Annotated in this window: 15 protein-coding genes and 1 pseudogene; 1 reads left to right on the plus strand and 15 read right to left on the minus strand. The window is 63.0% G+C overall.

From position 1 onward, the window contains the following. The 13 genes and pseudogenes from DIE23_RS20180 to DIE23_RS20240 all read right to left on the minus strand — a co-directional run. Positions 1-193, minus strand: a pseudogene (locus tag DIE23_RS20180) (IS3 family transposase); the annotation flags it as partial. Between the two features lie 12 nt (positions 194-205). After that, positions 206-448, minus strand: a complete 243-nt coding sequence (locus tag DIE23_RS20185; protein ID WP_124613746.1) for a hypothetical protein — start codon at positions 446-448, stop codon at positions 206-208. A gap of 54 nt (positions 449-502) precedes the next feature. Then, positions 503-820: a hypothetical protein gene (locus DIE23_RS20190; protein ID WP_124613747.1), complete on the minus strand. Its 318-nt coding sequence runs from the start codon at positions 818-820 to the stop codon at positions 503-505. 2 nt (positions 821-822) lie between these two features. Next, complete coding sequence (locus DIE23_RS40835; RefSeq protein ID WP_221623351.1) at positions 823-1,047, minus strand: HYD1 signature containing ADP-ribosyltransferase family protein; 225 nt, start codon at positions 1,045-1,047, stop codon at positions 823-825. A 203-nt stretch (positions 1,048-1,250) separates the two neighbouring features. Continuing rightward, positions 1,251-1,550 (minus strand): hypothetical protein, encoded by a 300-nt coding sequence (locus DIE23_RS20200; protein ID WP_124613748.1) that lies wholly within the window; start codon positions 1,548-1,550, stop codon positions 1,251-1,253. Positions 1,551-1,953: 403 nt separating this feature from the next. Continuing rightward, positions 1,954-2,262, minus strand: coding sequence for a hypothetical protein (locus DIE23_RS20205; RefSeq protein ID WP_124613749.1), 309 nt, complete (start codon positions 2,260-2,262; stop codon positions 1,954-1,956). A gap of 13 nt (positions 2,263-2,275) precedes the next feature. Beyond that, on the minus strand, positions 2,276-6,520 hold the full coding sequence (locus DIE23_RS20210; protein WP_124613750.1) for an RHS repeat-associated core domain-containing protein: 4,245 nt from the start codon (positions 6,518-6,520) through the stop codon (positions 2,276-2,278). Beyond that, on the minus strand, positions 6,517-6,975 hold the full coding sequence (locus tag DIE23_RS20215) for a DcrB-related protein (RefSeq protein WP_124613751.1): 459 nt from the start codon (positions 6,973-6,975) through the stop codon (positions 6,517-6,519). Before DIE23_RS20215 ends, DIE23_RS20210 begins: the two co-directional genes overlap by 4 nt. Positions 6,976-6,992: 17 nt before the next feature. Continuing rightward, entirely contained in the window at positions 6,993-9,131 is a 2,139-nt protein-coding gene (locus DIE23_RS20220; protein WP_124613752.1) for a type VI secretion system Vgr family protein, read from the minus strand. A 133-nt stretch (positions 9,132-9,264) separates the two neighbouring features. Further along, positions 9,265-11,148 carry a type VI secretion system baseplate subunit TssF gene (gene tssF, locus DIE23_RS20225; RefSeq protein WP_124613753.1) on the minus strand — a complete coding sequence of 628 codons (1,884 nt, stop codon included), beginning with the start codon at positions 11,146-11,148 and terminating at the stop codon, positions 9,265-9,267. 342 nt (positions 11,149-11,490) lie between these two features. Continuing rightward, complete coding sequence (locus DIE23_RS20230; protein ID WP_124613835.1) at positions 11,491-12,000, minus strand: OmpA family protein; 510 nt, start codon at positions 11,998-12,000, stop codon at positions 11,491-11,493. Positions 12,001-12,084: 84 nt separating this feature from the next. Continuing rightward, positions 12,085-13,353, minus strand: a complete 1,269-nt coding sequence (locus DIE23_RS20235; protein WP_124613754.1) for a diguanylate cyclase domain-containing protein — start codon at positions 13,351-13,353, stop codon at positions 12,085-12,087. Next, positions 13,350-14,057 (minus strand): YfiR family protein, encoded by a 708-nt coding sequence (locus tag DIE23_RS20240; RefSeq protein WP_124613755.1) that lies wholly within the window; start codon positions 14,055-14,057, stop codon positions 13,350-13,352. The genes DIE23_RS20235 and DIE23_RS20240 overlap by 4 nt, the downstream gene beginning before the upstream one ends. A 378-nt stretch (positions 14,058-14,435) precedes the next feature. Here DIE23_RS20240 and DIE23_RS20245 point away from each other — a divergent pair, with 378 nt between their 5' ends. Further along, complete coding sequence (locus DIE23_RS20245) at positions 14,436-15,677, plus strand: FAD-binding oxidoreductase (RefSeq protein WP_124613756.1); 1,242 nt, start codon at positions 14,436-14,438, stop codon at positions 15,675-15,677. 16 nt (positions 15,678-15,693) lie between these two features. On the opposite strand, the gene DIE23_RS20250 is transcribed toward DIE23_RS20245, so the two are convergent. Continuing rightward, positions 15,694-16,455 carry a FadR/GntR family transcriptional regulator gene (locus DIE23_RS20250; RefSeq protein ID WP_124613757.1) on the minus strand — a complete coding sequence of 254 codons (762 nt, stop codon included), beginning with the start codon at positions 16,453-16,455 and terminating at the stop codon, positions 15,694-15,696. 71 nt (positions 16,456-16,526) lie between these two features. Continuing rightward, positions 16,527-17,417 (minus strand): amidohydrolase, encoded by an 891-nt coding sequence (locus tag DIE23_RS20255; protein WP_124613758.1) that lies wholly within the window; start codon positions 17,415-17,417, stop codon positions 16,527-16,529. Positions 17,418-17,428 lie beyond the last annotated feature (11 nt).

The following is a 17,428-nucleotide window of genomic DNA, read 5'->3' on the forward strand; positions in this document are numbered from 1 at the left end:
CGCCATCGCGCTCCCCGCGGTCGACCTCGTCGCGTTTGACCCAATCCAGCAGCGTCTGCGGCGTACAGCCGATCATCGGCGCAATCGATTCGACCGCTGCCCACATCGACGGGTGTTCGCTACGCTGTTCGCGTACCAGACGCACTGCGCGCTCCCGCACTTCCGGGGAAAATTTGCTTGCCTTCTTGTTCATGACTCGATTCTCTCAAGAATACGAGCCTCCACAAAATCCGGTGCGGTTCAAGTCAGCCAACGCGTCCCAGCTTCGATTACCATGCAATGGCGGATCTAGCGGACAATTGCTGCAAATCGCATCGTAAAACTGATTCTTAGATGCGACTCCTTCGGGCACGAAAATAACCAACCAACCGCCGCGACTGCATTCTTCCGCAATGCGCTTCGCCTCGATCGAATCGACCACATAAATTCCAGACTTATCCAGCATCACGAATCACCCAATCCGGACAAATACAAGACCTCCCATTCAAATATTACATTAACACTAATCTCCAGGCCTTTCCCAAACCTTAATACCCTCCACCGCCCTCTCAATGTCATCCATATCGCCACCACCTAATGAGGAGTCAAATTTCGCCGATATTATTTCCCTCAATTTGGCGAGCTTTTGAGTTACTTTATTCTCATCAATAAACCGCGTTGTTTCCGCGCAGTATTCCAAATTTCCATTACCGAAGACCCTGCTAGGCTCGTGATAATATGCCCCGATATTTCTCAGAGAAATCAACAAATACTTAAGCTCACAAAGAATCGAAAGGGCTTCAACCCCTGATAATTCAATTTTTTCGTTACTTTCCAACATAATCATCTCCGCTGCACGATCTCTGGATTTGAGAGTAGGATATCTCCCTTTACCCTAAGCTCTTCCGTGCCGTAGCGCGGATTCTTAACCCACTCAAGCTTACTATTGGGAACATCAACTTCAACATAATCTCGCCCTCGGCCTCGCTTGATTTGGTACTTGACTTCAGCATCAAGCTGGCTCAGCGGTTTTTTTAGCAGGCTCAACGTAGACGCGATTGTTGTCATGCGCCTTAATTACACCGCTTTCGCGTATTGCATTAGGTCCCTTTCGATTTGTGTAGTGCCGAACCCGCGTTGTACGTTCTTCCTTTGTCGAACCACATGCCAGTCCCCACGGATCAATCCACGAGATCGAGTTCGGCGCATACTGATAGAGGTTCACTCCTCCCATCAATCCGAATGGAAGTTCGGTTCGGAATGCGCATCTCTTACAGTGGATCAATCTTCGTACTGACTCTCATATCCTTTTTTGAGCCAACAAGATATTTACTCAGACAAAAATTTTTTATTTCTTCCAGATTTGCAGCATGCCATTCCCAGCCTTCATCCCAGGCAAACCATTTAGCGCGATCGGCGTTTTCCGCAACACATGCATCAGCAATATCCGCAGTACAAATATCGAACTCTGATGAATAACCTATTACCCTACCATCACTAAGTTTAATAAGGTGAAGCTCATCCCCGTGACCAAACCCGGCATCATAGGCAGCAACAACATAATATTTCACCTCGACATATCCTCACTTCGGAAACGACGTAACAACTTGATTTGCACCGGGACCTGTCACTATCCTCTCGGTATTCAGTATTGGATTACGTGCAGTATTCCCCGCCCTCCCTGTAAGCCTGCTTCTGGATATGGAACGTCACAAATCCAGTTTCCATTTTTACCAACCACTAGCGTCAATCCATCTCTAACAGCTATATCCAATGCCTTGTTTTTCGTAGCAATCGGATCCAGATTGATAAAGTGCCCGATGTCCGGATCGTCGAACCGGAAATCGTCGTGCTGGCGCGATTCCCAAGCTCGTCGTAGGCATGTGCGAGCCAGCCAGTCGGCGTGATTTCTCGACAACGGCTCCCTTCCTTCGTTAGCGCTTCCGCGTCCGGTATAGCAGCGAATTCAGCCTTTCACCTCACCTTCCATTTATTTAAGTAACCTTCGAATTTCTCCCAAAATCCCTCATCAAACACGCTTTCTTCATTCAAATTCAAATCCTCACCAATTTTCCGATAAATATCAACATTAATCTCATTCGGATCAAATCCTATATCCATCAGATCAATAAACAATCCCTCATAGGCCATCTCATATTCATCATGGCCAATGAAGTGCCGGACTGCATCTACTGTTTCCTGGCCTAATTTTCCTCCATATGCCTCAAGTAACAGCAACAGTTGATCTTTAACAAATCCATAATCTATTTCATTTTCATTCATACACTTACCTACATTACGGAGGATTAGGCGTAACATTGATCGGATATGCCGTCGATATTTTTCCGGCGTAAGTTGGATGCGTGGGCGGATAAAAATCAACCCTGATCTCAATTCCGTCTCGAACACCGACAACATAGGGCGAATTCCATTTTCCAATACCCGCTACTGAATGCGGGTCCGTAGCAACATCCGACACATGCTGCAAAATATCACTATCACTCCAATGAGATGGAAACTCCGTCTTCCCGGGCTTTCCGGCACCATATCTATGGCGATTCAAAATATGATCCTTTCTGTGCTCGGTTAGATCACAAGATAACCCTAGAGGATCAATCCACGTGACCGAGTTCGGCGCATACTGATAGAGGTTCACTCCCCCCATCAATCCGATCGGATCCGGGTTGATGAACCGCCCGATGTCGGGATCGTAGAACCGGAAAGTGTTGTAGTGCAGCCCCGTCTCGCGATCCAGATACTGTCCCTGGAACCGCAGGTTCTGTGACCGCGGCGCACGAGTCTGCGCTGGTGCGGCCGCGGACACTTCGTCCCAAGACGGTGTCGCCCGCTGAGGTGCGCGCGCGATCCATTCCTCCTGCACCGCGTTGCCCCACACCTTGTAGCGTGCCTGCCAGACCAGTTCGCCGTCGGCGTCGCTCAATTCCTCCGGCAGCCCCGACACGTCGTTATGGAAATAATAGACAGTGTCACGCACTTTGGTGTCGTTGGCAGCCGGCACGCCCTGGTCGATCCGCGCCAGCGGCACATAGCTGTCCGGCTCGTACAGATAGGTCAGCGCCTCTTCGCCACTCCGGTCGTGATACGTCTCCTGCACCAACCGCATGCCGTCCCACAGGAAATCCGTACTCGCGTAACTCCCATTGAGCTTCCGGATCCGCCGGCCAAACGCGTCGTATTCGAAATGCGTCGTCCCGATGCCAAGCCGGTCCTTCGTCACAACCGACTTCAACTGGTTCCAATCGTCATACTCAAGAACCAGCTCTTTAGCAGGCCCATGCCCACTCAGCTTGCGAACCAGCCGCCCATACGCGTCGTACTCAAAACGCTTGTCCTCGAACACCTTGAGCCGGTTGTGCTCAACGAATCCGCCCGGGTGATCACTCGACACCAGGTTGGCCGCCGCATCCCAGCGAAACACTTCCGACGGCAATCCCGGCCCCGCCGCCTGTTCGATACGCCCCGTTGGGTCATACCGATAGCTCGTCGTGCCATAACGCAGATCACGCTTCTGGATCACGTCGCCTGCTGCATCGTATTGCCACCGCTTCGCAAGCAACTCGCCGCCCGCCTTGCCTCGCTGCGCAGCGTGCCGCGCACGACGCCCCACCGCGTCATACCCGAAATGACTCGTCAGCTTGCCCTGCGTGCGTAGCACCTCGCGATGCAGATCATCCCGTTCGATGTCCGCAACTGCGGCACCATCGAAACGAATCTGGTGCACGTGCCCCGAACCGTAATGCAGCCAATCGATCGTGCGCTCGCCGGAAATCGTCGTGCTGACGCGATTCCCAAGCTCGTCGTAGGTATGTGCGAGCCAGCCAGTCGGCGTGTACTCCTCGACGACCTCACCACGCGCGTCGTATTTCAGGCTGACCCGATTCTTCAGCGACGGCCCACGCGCGGCAAGCGCGTACAACTCGGCCGATGTGATTCGGCCTGCCTTGTCATACAGGTATTCGCAACGCTCATGCGAGGCTTGCTTCGCCGTCAGTTGCCCGATCGCGTCGCGTTCGTATCGCGTCTCGATCTGCCCATCGCGTACGATCGTGCCTTGACCGCACACGTCGTACTCGTACGTACGCGTGTGGCCATCGAGGCCGATCTGCGTGGAAACCAGATCGCGACGGTCATACTGAAAGCGATACGTCTCACGGTTTTCGTTGGTCAAACTCGCGAGCCTGAACGCATCGTCATAGCCGAACCGCACGACACGATCAGCCGCATCCGTACGCGACAACAACAATCCCCGCGCATCGAGTTCGTAACGCGTGCTGCGCTGATTCGCATCAACGACCTCGACGAGACGCCCCGCCGAATCGTACCGAAACGTCTGACGCGCACCATCAGCCGTCCCGATCCCCGTGACCCGCCCCATCGCATCCGTTTCGTACACGGTGGCGTGGCCGGCGGCATCCGTCACCCGCGCAAGCGCACCGCGTGCGTCATACGCAAACCGCGTGACCTTGCCGGAACAATCGGTATACGAGGTCAACTGAGCCCGACGATTCCATTCGAGGAACTTGTACCCGCCACGCGCATCGCGAATCGTATGCACGAGCCCGCGATCGTCTCGGTAGTACTCGGTCGCGAAGCCCGCCGGATCGCGCGTCATCGTCAGGTTGCCGCGATCGTCGTAGCGGTAGATCCAACGTGCATTGGCCGGATCGGTTTCAGCAACGGGCAGATCGTAGTGCCCGTTCCACTCCGTGCGCTCGACTTGGCCAAGCGCATCGATACGCTGCGTCTGCCGCCCGCGCTCGTCGTATTCGAAACGGGTCGTGTTGCCGGCCGGGTCGGTCGTGCTGACCAACTGCCGCATCGCATTCCACTCGAGTCGCCACACATGGCCTTCGGCATCCGTGTGACTCGTCGGCTGCTGGTCCTCGTTCCACGTCCACTGCGTAACGCGACCGATCTGGTCGGTGATCGTCACCGTACGGTGCGCGAGGTCCGCATCGAACGTGTACGCTTCGCCGTCGTCGGTCCAGTGGCGCACGACACGCGCATCGCGACCGACTCCCTGCCACGCATAAAAACACTTCAAGCCACCGCGCAACGTATGCTGGACCATCAGTCCACGCTCGTATGCGAAGTGACGCGCGGTGTGGCCGCTGCGATCGGTGACGGCCACCAACTCGCCTGCATCGTTGTATGCGTAACGCACTAGCGTGTCGGGCCGTTCACCGTCGACGCCGCGGCTCAACTCGATCGCGGCAATGCGTCGGGAATGCGATCTTTCATAGACCAGCGTCAGCATGCGTCCGGCGCTGTCATGCAGCCGCGCGGGCCGCACGACCCCATCGGCCGTTTCCTGCTCGACCTCGATCCAGTTACCGTTGCGATCCTCGATCCGCCACAGCTTGAGCGTCTCGCTGTCCGCATCGCTACGCGCGCGGCCGAAATCGCGATACACCCCATCGACCGTTTCAACCACGTAGTGGCCGCCTTCGGTGCAGATCAGGTAGATCCCTTCCGGCACGCTGAAATGACTCTCACCCGGTGGCACGGCCGGGAACACGATATCGCGCCAATGCTCATCCCAATACGTGATCGACGTGACCTCGCCACGCTCACGCGCGAGCCGAAGCTCAACGCTGATCGGCACGCTCCACCCCGGCCCGAACAGGCTGTCCGCACGATCATCATGGCTGCTGTAAAAACGCCGCCACACGATCGGCAGCGGCCCGGGCAATGCGAAGTCGGTGTCGTCCGTGCCGTCGAGAATCTTGCCGCCGGTAATGACGTTGACCGGGTGGCCGGCTGAAGGCCTCGCCAGACTACCGAGCCACGTACCGAAAGCACCGGCCGCAAAATTAATCGCAAGACACGGCACCTTGCTCTTCAGAAACTGCCCCCAGCTCATCTTGCCGCGACCGCAGACCGCCAGCGCAATACCAAGCGCAGCTCCCAGCCACCCGAGCCGCGTGGCCGACTTCACATCCCGCACTCGCTGCGTACCACCGCCGATGAAGACGTTGTCGGAACCTTCGGCGATCGTCCCGTCGCAAGTCGTCTTGTCGCCAACCCGGGCCGCCGGCTGATCGTTGATGTAAACGCTCCCGGAACCGTCGGCAATCATCTGCGGCCCGGGATGGTCCGTGCACGCGACGGTATCGAGATCCCCCGGCTGTGCCGCCCGCGCGGCCGGCTTGTCGTTGACGTAGACGTCCCCCGAGCCGCTCGCGATCTTGCCTTTGATCTCGGGCGGCGCGATCGCGTCGGCCAGCGCCTTCGCGCCGTCGTCGATGGCTTCGTTCATGCCGCTCGCTTCCATCAGCGCGCCCGAGCCGACCGCCACGCCGACACCGATCGCGATCACGAGCGGCGTCGCCAACCCGGCCGTGCCGATTTCGAGCGCGGCGAGGCCGACGAACACCAGCCCCTCCATCGCCTCCGCCACCAACGCGCCGACGACGGCACCGCCGATCACCGACCCGACCGTGCCGACCAGCTCACCCCAGAACGACGTATGCTGGATCGGGTCTTCGAAGCGCGCGGCCGCGAAGTGTTCCGCGCTCACGACGCGTCACCCGCCCCGAGCAGGGTCGGTCTGGCGCCGCGCGGCTGGAAACTGGCGAGCATGCGGTCGGCGATCGCCTGCTGTTCGTCGGTCAGCGGTGCCGCGCTGGTCAGCGTCATCACCAGCACGCGGCCGGCATCGTCCGACGGGAACATGGTCTGCATTTGATGCCACAGCCGGCCGTCGCGCTCGTGCGTCGAATCGATCTGGATGCCCGCACGCCCGGCGACCGTCACTGGTCGGCGCGCCTTCTCGGTGAGCATCCTGGCATCGCGCGACGCCACTTCCCATTCGCGCGCGACGAACGCGTCGAGATTCTCCCCGTCGCGGAACCGCCCGCGGGCGATCACGAGATTGAGGCCACCGGGGCCGACGTTCATCATCAGGATGTTGACGGTGCGGTCGAGCGCGGCGTCCGGCAGTTCGAAGGTGCCTTCGTGGATTGCGTAGTGCATGGCTGGTGTCGTTCGTATTATTTGTTGAGATCGATGCGCTTGCCGTTGACCATCACGCCGTCGTCGGTCATCAGGATCACGGAACCCTTGTGCTCCAGGCGGATGCCTTCCGGCGCGAGCGAGATCGAGCTGTCCTGCACCTTCAGCAGGATGCCGCGCTCGGCCACGTAGGCTTGCGTCCCGCCGCCGCCATCCTTGGCCGGCGTCGTCACCTCGACAGTGGTCGCGGTCGTGGCGCGCTTCTCGGCGATCGTCTCGGTCAGGTTGCCCTGCGGAATCTGCTTCTCTTCGCTGCCGGTCGCCACGAGGACAGTACGCATCGGCCCCAGCACCTTGTGCGTCTCGCTGTTCTCGACGACGGTGTTCATGTCCTTCTGCGCATGCATGAAGAACTCCTGCATGCCGTTCGTGTCGGTCATGCGGATTTCGTTCGACCCCTGCCCCTTGTGCGTCTGGCTCTTGATCCCCATCGTCTGGCCTGCCGCACCGTGATACGGGTTGCCTTGCTCGCCGTTGAACACGCGGCCGACGATCACAGGGTTGTCCGGATCACCCTGATTGAACGCGACGAGCACTTCCTGCTTGATCCGCGGAATCGCGGCCGCACCCCAGCCATCACCCGCCCACGGTTGCGACACGCGCACCCACATCGAGTCGGACCCATCCTTCTTGCCGCGCCGATCCCACGGAAAGTTCACCTTCACGGCGCTCCCGTTCGTATAGATTTCCTCGCCCTTCGGACCGACGACGATCGCCGACTGCGTGCCGTGAATCACCGGTTTCGGCGTCGCACGCGGCGCACGGTACGGAATCTTCTTCGGCAACAACGCGAAGCTGTTGCGGTACGGCAGCTTTGCGCTGTGCTGCGTGTAGTCGTTCACGGCCTCGTGACGCACGTGCAGGATCACGTATTCCTGGTTGTTCTCGAGCACCGGGTGATTCGCCACGGTCACGGCGCCAGCCGTCGTCATGCGCCATGCGTAGCCGCCGCCGGTATAGCGATGGGCCTGTGCCTCTTCGGCCTCCATCGCGAAACGCGCGTAGCGGTTGCCGTCGTCGCCATGGTCGTACAGCGACTGGTGCTCGAACCGTTCGGTCGCATCGAGCCGCGCGTGCTTGAGGTTCTGCGGCTCGGCCTCCACCAGCATCAGCGGCGACGACGGGTTCTGATAATTGAAGTCGCGAAACGTGACCTTGCCGACACCGAAACGTCGTCCTTCGTGCAACTGATCAATGCCGCTGTCTTCGCTCGCCTCGGTCGCGGCGAACGGCACGGTGGCCAGCCCGTCGATCGGACGGAACAGCAGGTTCGTGTCGCCGATCACGAGAAAGTGCTTGTCCTTCTCGTAGCGATGCGTCCAGACCAGCCCCTCCTGCTCCATCAACCGCGCGCAGAAGTTGAAGTAAGTCTCCTGGTACATCACGACGTACTCGAGCGGCTTCTGGCTCGTCCGGATATCGAACACGAAGTCGGAAAACCCATGCTCCTGGAAAATCTCGGTGAGGATGTCCTGCGCGGTCTTGTTCTGGAAGATCCGGCAGTCGGTCGAGCGCGTCAGGAACCAGAACCACGGCACGGCCGTCAGGTGATACTGCGTGACGTTCCCGGGATTGCCGGCCCGGTCGAACGACGCAACGTAGCCGTCGAAGTAACGGTCGTTGTCGCCGGTGCCGGATGCAACGACGCGCTCGAGCGTCGACAAGCGCGCCTGCTGGTCGAACCGGATCTTGACCTGCTGGCCGATCAGGTCGTCCGGGCACAGGTCGTGGCGGTGCGACAGCAGGTCGAGGTGGATTTCCGGCAACCGGTTCACGTACTCGTCGACGACGGCCGCGCTGACCAGCAGCACGTCCGGGCCAAGCGGCGTATCGAGCGTCACGTATCGATTGAGCTGGGTCAGGCGCGCGGGGTTGGCGGCGCCGTTGATCGCCTCGGCAATCGCGCCGGGCGTCTTGTCCATCAGCGAGAAACCGGTTTGCGCGAGCTGCATCGCGCGCTGGACGGTGTCGACATGCCCGGCCAGGCCGGCAAGCGGCCCGAGGCTTCCGGCCACGCTCGACGCGATCGGCGCGGCAAGGCCGCCGAGCGCGCTCAGGGAGCCGAGCGCACTGCCGCCCAAACCGTTGGGAATACCCCCGTTCGGAGCGAAACTCATTCTTGTTCCTTGCTTATGTTCTCAGGTTCTATCGGCCGGCTTCCCGGTCCGAGGCCTCGATAATGTAGGTCAAATCCCCACCGTGCGAAAGACGTCGCGCAAACGTTTTCGTTCGCGCCCCGATAATCAAAAGCTAGACCAGCGGCTGGACGCCGGGACGCGGTTGTCCGCGCCGAAGCAGCGCACCGGTCTGAGCCGAAAACAGCACGACCTGCACGAAGCTGGTGACCGGCACGTACGGCGCGAAAAACCGGTCCATCACGTGCGCGAACCCGCCCAGACCGAACCCGGCGAAACGCTGCTCGTCCACGACCAATCGCACTTCCAGCCCCTGCACGAACGCGGATGCCGGCTTGCCGGGCAGCCAGCACCGCACGCGCGCGGTCGACAACGACACGAGCGCATCGAAGCGCCGCCCGGCGTCGACGGAGTCTTCCGCCCAGCGCGCGCAAAGCCGCCTGAGCTGGGTCAGGCCGCCCTTGTCCAGCCGGATCGCCTGCGGCACGAGGAGCGACAGCAGATCCCACAGCTCCCCGTAGCGGAAAGCCGGCAACCGGCTCCGGGTCGGCCGGTTCAGCAACGTGATCGTTCCCACGGGGTCGCCTGCCGCCAACGCCAGCTCGCGCGCCTGCATCCCGGACAGGTCGCCCTGGGTACAGGACAGCCGGATCGCCAGTTTGCGCTTGCCGGGATCGGCAGGTCGGCCGTCCCGGTCGGTCAGCTGGAGTTCAACGCCGTGGCGCGGTTCCGGCGGCTCGTCCGGAGCCGGCGTCGGCACCTTGTCCGCCTGTTTGGCGTCGGAATCGACAGGCTTCTGCTTCGGTGCCCGCCTGGCCTCGTCGCGCAATACCGTCCAGAACAACCCCGGACGGCCGTCCATGCCGTGCCGTAGCGAATGGAATGGCGCGAGAGTCGAGGTACCCGCGTTGGAAATCTGACGAACGGCGTCGATCGACCAGATGTCCGTCTGCGACGTACCTGCTTGTGCAAGCGCCTTCACCGGGTAATACGCGCAACCGGCGTGCGTCTCGATCGGTGCGGCATCGTCCGGGAACAGGTTGATCACCGGCGTGCAGAACAAGCGCACATGGTCGGCCGTCGCGGCGGCCAGACGCTGGGCGCGATGCGAGTCGGGATGCACGCCGGCGATCGCGAGATGCAGCGCGACGCGACGACTGTCGCCAGCGGCGCGCTTGAGCGGTCGCATGTCGACGTCGACAAAGTCGAAACGCTCCGGAACAGCGCAGTACTCCATCAGCAGGTGAAACGGCCCGAGGGCGTCATCAGGCGGCATGTCGAGCAGTGCGTCGATCGGTTCGAGGCCGACGGCCGTCAACATGCCGTTCGGCAAACGCTTCCATCGCCCGGTTTCGGCAGGCTCGGCGAAACCGCGTGCGGCAAGAAGCAAGGTGGCATCCATGAGTGCCGCGACGATCTCCCGCGCGCCGGTAAAGTGCAAACGCAGCCGGTCCGGCACGATCGCGAAGGTCGCTTCCGTCGATGTCAACTCGAACGTGACGGTCAGCAACCCGGTCGTTTCCGGGGGCAACGCCGCGTCTCGCGGCGCGATCGCCGACGTCGCGTAACGCACCGCCGCAACGGTCAGCGGCTCGATCGTGACGTCATCCGACGTACGAAATACTTCCCGGCCGGCGGGTGCGATCAATCGATCACCGCGACAGATGACGCGAGGTGCGGTCTGCTTGTCGGTCCGGTCGCCATGAAATTGCGCGATCGCGCAGGAGGGAAACCGGCGCAGGAACGCACCGTGCAGCGATTCGAGAAGGGCGTGCGTAAACGTCGGCACATCATCGTCGAGGCGGATGTCATGAGCCGCCGCCATCAACGCGAACGACTGCAGCAGACGCTCGACATGCGGGTCGTCCGAGCGCTCGCCGGTGATCGCCAGGCGCGCCGCGATTTTGGGGTAACGCTGCGCGAAGGTCTGCATCGAACGGCGCAGCAGCGCGATCTCGCGTTCGAAGTGCGGAAGCAGATCGTTGGGTTCGAGGGCCATACACGTTCCGGTGGCCGCTGCGCTCGCCGATTGGCCATGCAGCGTTCAAAAAATGCGGAACGATTCTATTCAGGCAATTGCAAACCTCGTTTCGAATTTATCGGGCAGCTTCCGGTCACGCATGACGGTTTCACGACACCTTTCCGTCCCGGATGCCATGAACATCAAGGTCCGCCACGCGTGATCGGACACTCCGGCATCTGCGTGGCAATGGTGGCAAACCGTTACAGCCGAACGCATCGAGACGTTCCAATGTCCGTGGATTCAGCAGCAGACCGGCCGGATTGCGGGTCGGCAGGCGATGACTCGCAATCGCTGCGCACGAATGTGCGATGCGCCCCTTCACCGCGGCGAAACCACGATCGCCGCACGCCGATTCTGCGCCCGCCCGGCTACGGTCCGGTTGTCCCCGACAGGATCGCGCTTCCCCTTCCCGACAACCGCAATCTGCTTCCGATCCAACCCCACGTCCACCAGCTCGATCTCCACCACCTCCGCCCGCCGCCTCGACAACTCGAGATCGTAGGCAGCCTCCCCCTCCTCGTCCGAGTACCCGTAAACCCGCACGCCATTGATCCCCGCCGACCTCAACGTCCTTCCGATCCGCTCGACAATCCGCCTCACATCCGGTTTGAGGTTGTATCGATCGAAGTCGAACAAAATCGGCCCCGTCGACCCGAACTCGAACCCCTGTTCGGTCTCCTGGAACCCGGCCGACTTCAGCGCCGTGACCTGCGTCTGCGTGAGCCCCCGATGAAGCGGCGGCGTCTTGCACCCGCCAAGCAGCAGGCATAGCAGCACTGCGCTCGCGACGCACATCCTCCCCATGCTCACAGGCAACGAGTTTTCCATCATCCACCCCTTCATATGCGCCCGCGTCGCGTGCGCTTGTTATCCCGCCGCCGCGGCCTCGCCCGCGGCGCGAAACGATAGACCTCAAACCGGGCCGGCAACGCCTTCCGCCAATTGCCACGACCCCGGCCGCGCACGCTTGGCGCGGTACATCGCGGCATCCGCCGCGCGCAGCAAGCCGCTCGCGACCGGCGCATGATCGGGATACAGCGCAACGCCGGCACTCAGCATGGTGGCCACCATGCGTCCGTCGGGCAGCTCGATCGACGGCACCATGCCGGACAAGATCTCGTCGGCGATTCGGCACACGCTGTCCGTTTCGCGCACGCCCGTCAGCATCACCGCGAATTCATCGCCGCCCAGGCGAGCGACGAGATCGGTGTCGCGCACCTGCGCGCGCAACCGCGCCGCGACGCCAATCAACACCGCGTCGCCGGCATCGTGGCCAAGGCAGTCGTTGATTTCCTTGAAGCGGTCGCAGTCGAGATACAGGACGGCGACCCGCTGCCCCGTCACCACGGCGTCGCAGAGTGCCAGCGACAGACGCGACTCGAACTGCACGCGGTTGGGCAAGCCCGTGAGCGCATCGTGCGTCGCCTTGTGTTCGAGCGACGCGTTCTCGTCGCGCAGCGTGTTCTGCCAGTCTTCGAATTCGTCGAGCAGCGCATTGAAGTCGTCGCCGAGCTGGTTCAGTTCGGCGATCGCCGCGGGCTCGACGCGACGCGCGAACGCACGCTCGCGCCGCACGGCATGCGCGACGCCGGCGAGCGCGCGCAGCGGCGCGACGATATTGCGCAACAGCCGCTTCGAGCTGACATACGCGCCGAACACGCTGACGACTAGACAGCCGAGAATGCCGCCGATCCCGCCCAGCAGGAAACCGAAGAACTGGTGCCCGCGGCCGCGCACGATCACGTGACCGACGACGACGCCGTCGTGCATCACGGGGACGGTCGCCGGCCCGGGCAACGCGAAATCGGCGACGCCGCGCTCGAGCCGCGCGATCCGGCCGCCTGCGGGCAACTGCCAGGCCGCGAACAACTCGCCCTTGCCATCGGTCACCACCACCTGCGCGACGTCCTCATCGGTGGCGATCGTGGCGATCGCCTCGTTCGCCGCGACGCGGTCGCCGAACACGAGGGCCGCCTCGACCGTATAACCGAGCGAGCGGGCCAGCAGATTCAGGTTGTTGCCGGCATACGCGCGCAACGCGATCACGGCAACGACGACCAACGACACGGCGGCCATCGCAACCGCGACGAACGCAAGGCGCAAATGCGCACGGCGCAACACGCTTTGCAGCGTCGGGCGCGGCACGCGTGATGATGAAATGGGGGGCGCGGAACGTGTCATGGCGTCAGCGGCCGCCGCGCGAGGTTGAGCACGTTCGGATGCACGCGCACGCCACTGCGCGCGACGGCGTCGAGATTGATGTCGAACGTGACGCTTTCACCTTCGACCGTGAGGCAGAACATGCTGCCCGCGGTGCAGGACGGATCGTGTTCGGCGACGGTCAGCACCGGATGGCCGGCCACCGCGGCTCTCACCCGCGTTCGCTCGTCGTCGCCCAGCTTGCCGAGATACACGACGTCACACGCAATGGCGAGCGCGGGATCGTCGAAGCGGACACGCTGCACGTCGAGCACGGTCGAGCCGGCCTGCATCGTGTCGGTCAAGGCGCCCGCGTAGTCGGGCCGACCCGTCACGCACAGATGCAGGTGAACGGGCGTCGTCGGCCAGCGCGTGAAACTGACGATGCCGAGCACGACCTGGCGTACGGCGGAGTCGTGTGACGAAAAGGCGGGACCAGCAGGATTGGCGGGGGTCGTGGCGGCGGCGAGTTGCAGCGTGTCGACCGGATTGTCCTCATCGGCAGGGGATCCGGCGAGGACGGAAGGTGCAACGCTCAGAACGCAAACGATTGCGATGAACGCGTGGCATAACGAGGCGACTCGGCCCGACCGGCCGGACGCCGTCCGCGCGGCGATTGCCGCCGCGCCACCTGGCGTCGATGCGGCCGCATGATTCGCGACCGTCGCGCACACACTCGCATCCATGATGGAAACATCTGCTGCAATCGTTCCCTGCGCTGCCTCCTACCGCCATGCGCGTGCAGGCACCGTATCACGCGCACGATTGCTTCCATCTTAGGTAAAAATTCGCATCCCAAACCAGTGGGATACACCCGCAAGTTACGTCATACGGTACGCGGAAACGATGCGCGATGCCACGCACGACGACGCGCGAGAACAGCCGCGCGGCACGTCGCGCGACCGCAAACGGTCGCGCACGGGCCACCCACCCACACTGCGTCGGCAGCGCACGCCCTCTTGGTGCGTCGCGCCGCTGCGGGTATGCTTTCAGTTCATACGATCTCCAACCCGTGCGCGCACACCGCAACGCGGCCACGCGCCCCGCCAACGGCCACTTACACGATGGACTTCGACGTAATCGTTCTGGGCGCGGGCATCGTCGGCGTCTCCGCCGCGCTGCACCTGCAGGATCGCGGCCGCAAGGTCGCCCTCGTCGACCGCGGTGCGCCCGGCGAAGGCACGAGCTTCGGCAACGCCGGGCTGATCGAGCGCTCGTCGATCGAACCGTATCCGTTCCCGCGCAGCCCGTTCACGCTGATGCGCTACGCGCTGAACCGCTCCACCGATCTCTACTGGCACAGCACGTCGCTGCCCGCGTTCGCGCCGTGGCTCGCGCGGTTCTGGTGGGAATCGGCACCGCTGCGTCACGCGGCGGCTTCGCGCGACATGCTGCCGCTGATCGAGCGCTGCATCGTCGAACACGACGCGCTGATCGCGCGCGCCGGCGCCACCGAGCTGATCCGCGCGAGCGGCTGGATGGAAGCGTTCCGCACGCCGGCCGCGTTCGAACGCGCGGTCGCCGATGCGGGACTCACCGCGCGCCGTCACGGGCTCGGCATCACGCCGCTCGATGCCGCGGCACTTCGCGCGCAGGAACCGAGCCTCGCGCCCGGCTTCTGCGGCGCGCTGCACTGGCTCGATCCGAAAAGCGTCGTCGATCCGTCCGCGCTCGTCAAAACCTACGCGCAACTCTTCGTGCAAGGTGGCGGCACGCTGCTCACCGGCGATGCCGCGAGCCTCGACGCGCTGTCGCCGGGCTGGCAGGTCACGACGGACGACGGCAAGATCGCCGCGCCGGCCGTGGTCGTCGCGCTCGGCCCGTGGTCCGACACGGTGTTCGGCAAGTTCGGCTACAAGATTCCGCTGCGCGAGAAGCGCGGCTATCACATGCACTACGCACCGTCAGCACGCGGCGCGCCGTCGGCGCCGATCGTCGATCGCGAATACGGCTACGTGATCGCGCCGATGCGGCGCGGATTGCGGCTGACCACCGGCGTCGAGATCGCACGGCGCGGCCTGCCGCCGACGGGCGTGCAGCTCGATCGCGCGGAACGCGTCGCGCGTCCGGTGTTCGGCTTCGGGGAACGGCTCGACCCGCAGCCGTGGCTCGGCTTCCGGCCGTGCACGCCCGACATGCGGCCGGTGATCGGCCCCGCGCCCGCGCATCGCGGGCTGTGGTTCGCGTTCGGGCACAACCATCACGGGCTCACGCTCGGCCCCGTCTCCGGCCGCCTGCTGGCCGAGATGATGACGGGCGAAACGCCGTTCACCGACCCGACGCCCTACCGCGCCGACCGCTTCTGATTCCGAATGCCCGCGCTCAGTCGAGCGCGCGGCCGAAGATCCGGATCACTTCGTCGAGATGCTCGGCCATCGCGCGGCGCGCGGCCTCCGGGTCACGCGTGCGGATCGCGTCGAGGATCGCGCGGTGTTCCAGCTCCGACCGGTGCGGCATGTCGTTCGGCATGTACAGCGACTGCAGCCGCTGGAACATCAGGTCGTACTTGTGCGCGAGCAGCTGCTTGATCATCAGCGCATACGCCGGGTTGTCGCTCGCTTCCGCGATACGGATATGGAACAGCCGGTCGCCCGGATGCGTGAGCGAGCCGCTGCGGTTGTCTTCCTGGTTGCGCAGGAACGCCTCGTGAATCCCTTCGATCTGCGCGTCCGACCCGTGCTTCGCGGCGAGCGACGCGGCTTCCGGCTCGATCAGCCGGCGCGCCTGCAGCAGCGCGAACGGCGGGATTTCGGTATCGAGATCGAGCGCGATGCCGAGCTCGGGATCGATCTCGACGATCGAGAACGGTGCAACCTTCGTATCGGGCGGCGGTTCCGGTGCGGCAGCCGCCTCGGGTTGCCGCACCTTCACGCCGTCGCCGACACGCACGCTGACGAGCCCGCTGACTTCGAGCGCGATCAGCGCCTCGCGCACCGACGTGCGCGACACGCCGAACTGCTCGGCCAGTTCGCGCTCCGGCGGCAGATAGCTGCCCGGCGGGAAATCGCCGGACTCGATCATCGCGCTGAGCTTGTCGGCGATCTGCTGGTAAAGGCGGCGGTTCTGAATCGGCTGGATGGACATACGTTGATACAGGTAAGCGATTGCATTGCGGACGATCCGACGCATGGCGCGTCAGGCCGTTCGCGCCTATTTTATATGCCTGGCTTCGGGTCGCCGGGAACCGCATAGCAACGCGCGGCCGTACCGCCCCACAATGCGTTGCGCTCGGCCGCCGACAACCGCGTTTCGGCCCAGCGCTCGACCAGCGACGCCACTTCGTCATACGACGCGGCGAGCAGGCACACGGGCCAGTCCGAGCCGAACATCAGCCGCTGCGGGCCGAACGCGTCGAGCGCCGCGTCGAGGCATTGCTCGATGTGCCGGATGTCCCGCCCGCGCAGGCCGCGCCGCCAGTCCGTCTCGGTCACGAGCCCCGACAGCTTGCACACGACATGCGGCAGCGCGCCCAGCTCGCGCAACCCGGCACGCCAGCGTGCGAGTGCGGTGTCGTCGCGGTCGAACTCGGCGAGCGCTGGCTTGCCGGCATGATCGAGCACGAGCCAGTGGGCATCGTGCCGCGCGCAGAACGCGTGCACGTCCGGCAACTGACGTTCGAACACGAGCACGTCGTATACATAGCCGTTCGCCTGCAGCCAGGCGATGCCGCGATTGAACGCCGGATCCGCGACGAACGCGCCGACGTCGGCTTCGTCCTGCACCTGGTGACGAAAGCCGCGCAGCTTCGGGCTGCGCCATTCGGCGATGCGTTCGGCGAGTTCCGGCGCACCGAGATCCTCCCAGCCGACCACCGCCGCGATGCGCGCGTCGTCGCGGGCGAGATCGAGCAGGAACGCCGTCTCGTCGCGACCGGCGCGCGCCTGCACCGCGATCGACGCGCCGAGCGCCTGCGCATGCATCCGCGGCCACAGCGCGTCGGGCAGGTAGTCGCGGGCGAGCACGTCCATCCCGGGGCCGATCCACGGATAGTCGGCCGCGCGGTAACGCCAGAAGTGCTGATGGGAATCGATACGCACTGCGCCCATGGTGTCCTCGT

Origin of the sequence: Burkholderia sp. Bp9143 (genome assembly GCF_003853645.1) — a bacterium.
Lineage (GTDB): Bacteria > Pseudomonadota > Gammaproteobacteria > Burkholderiales > Burkholderiaceae > Burkholderia.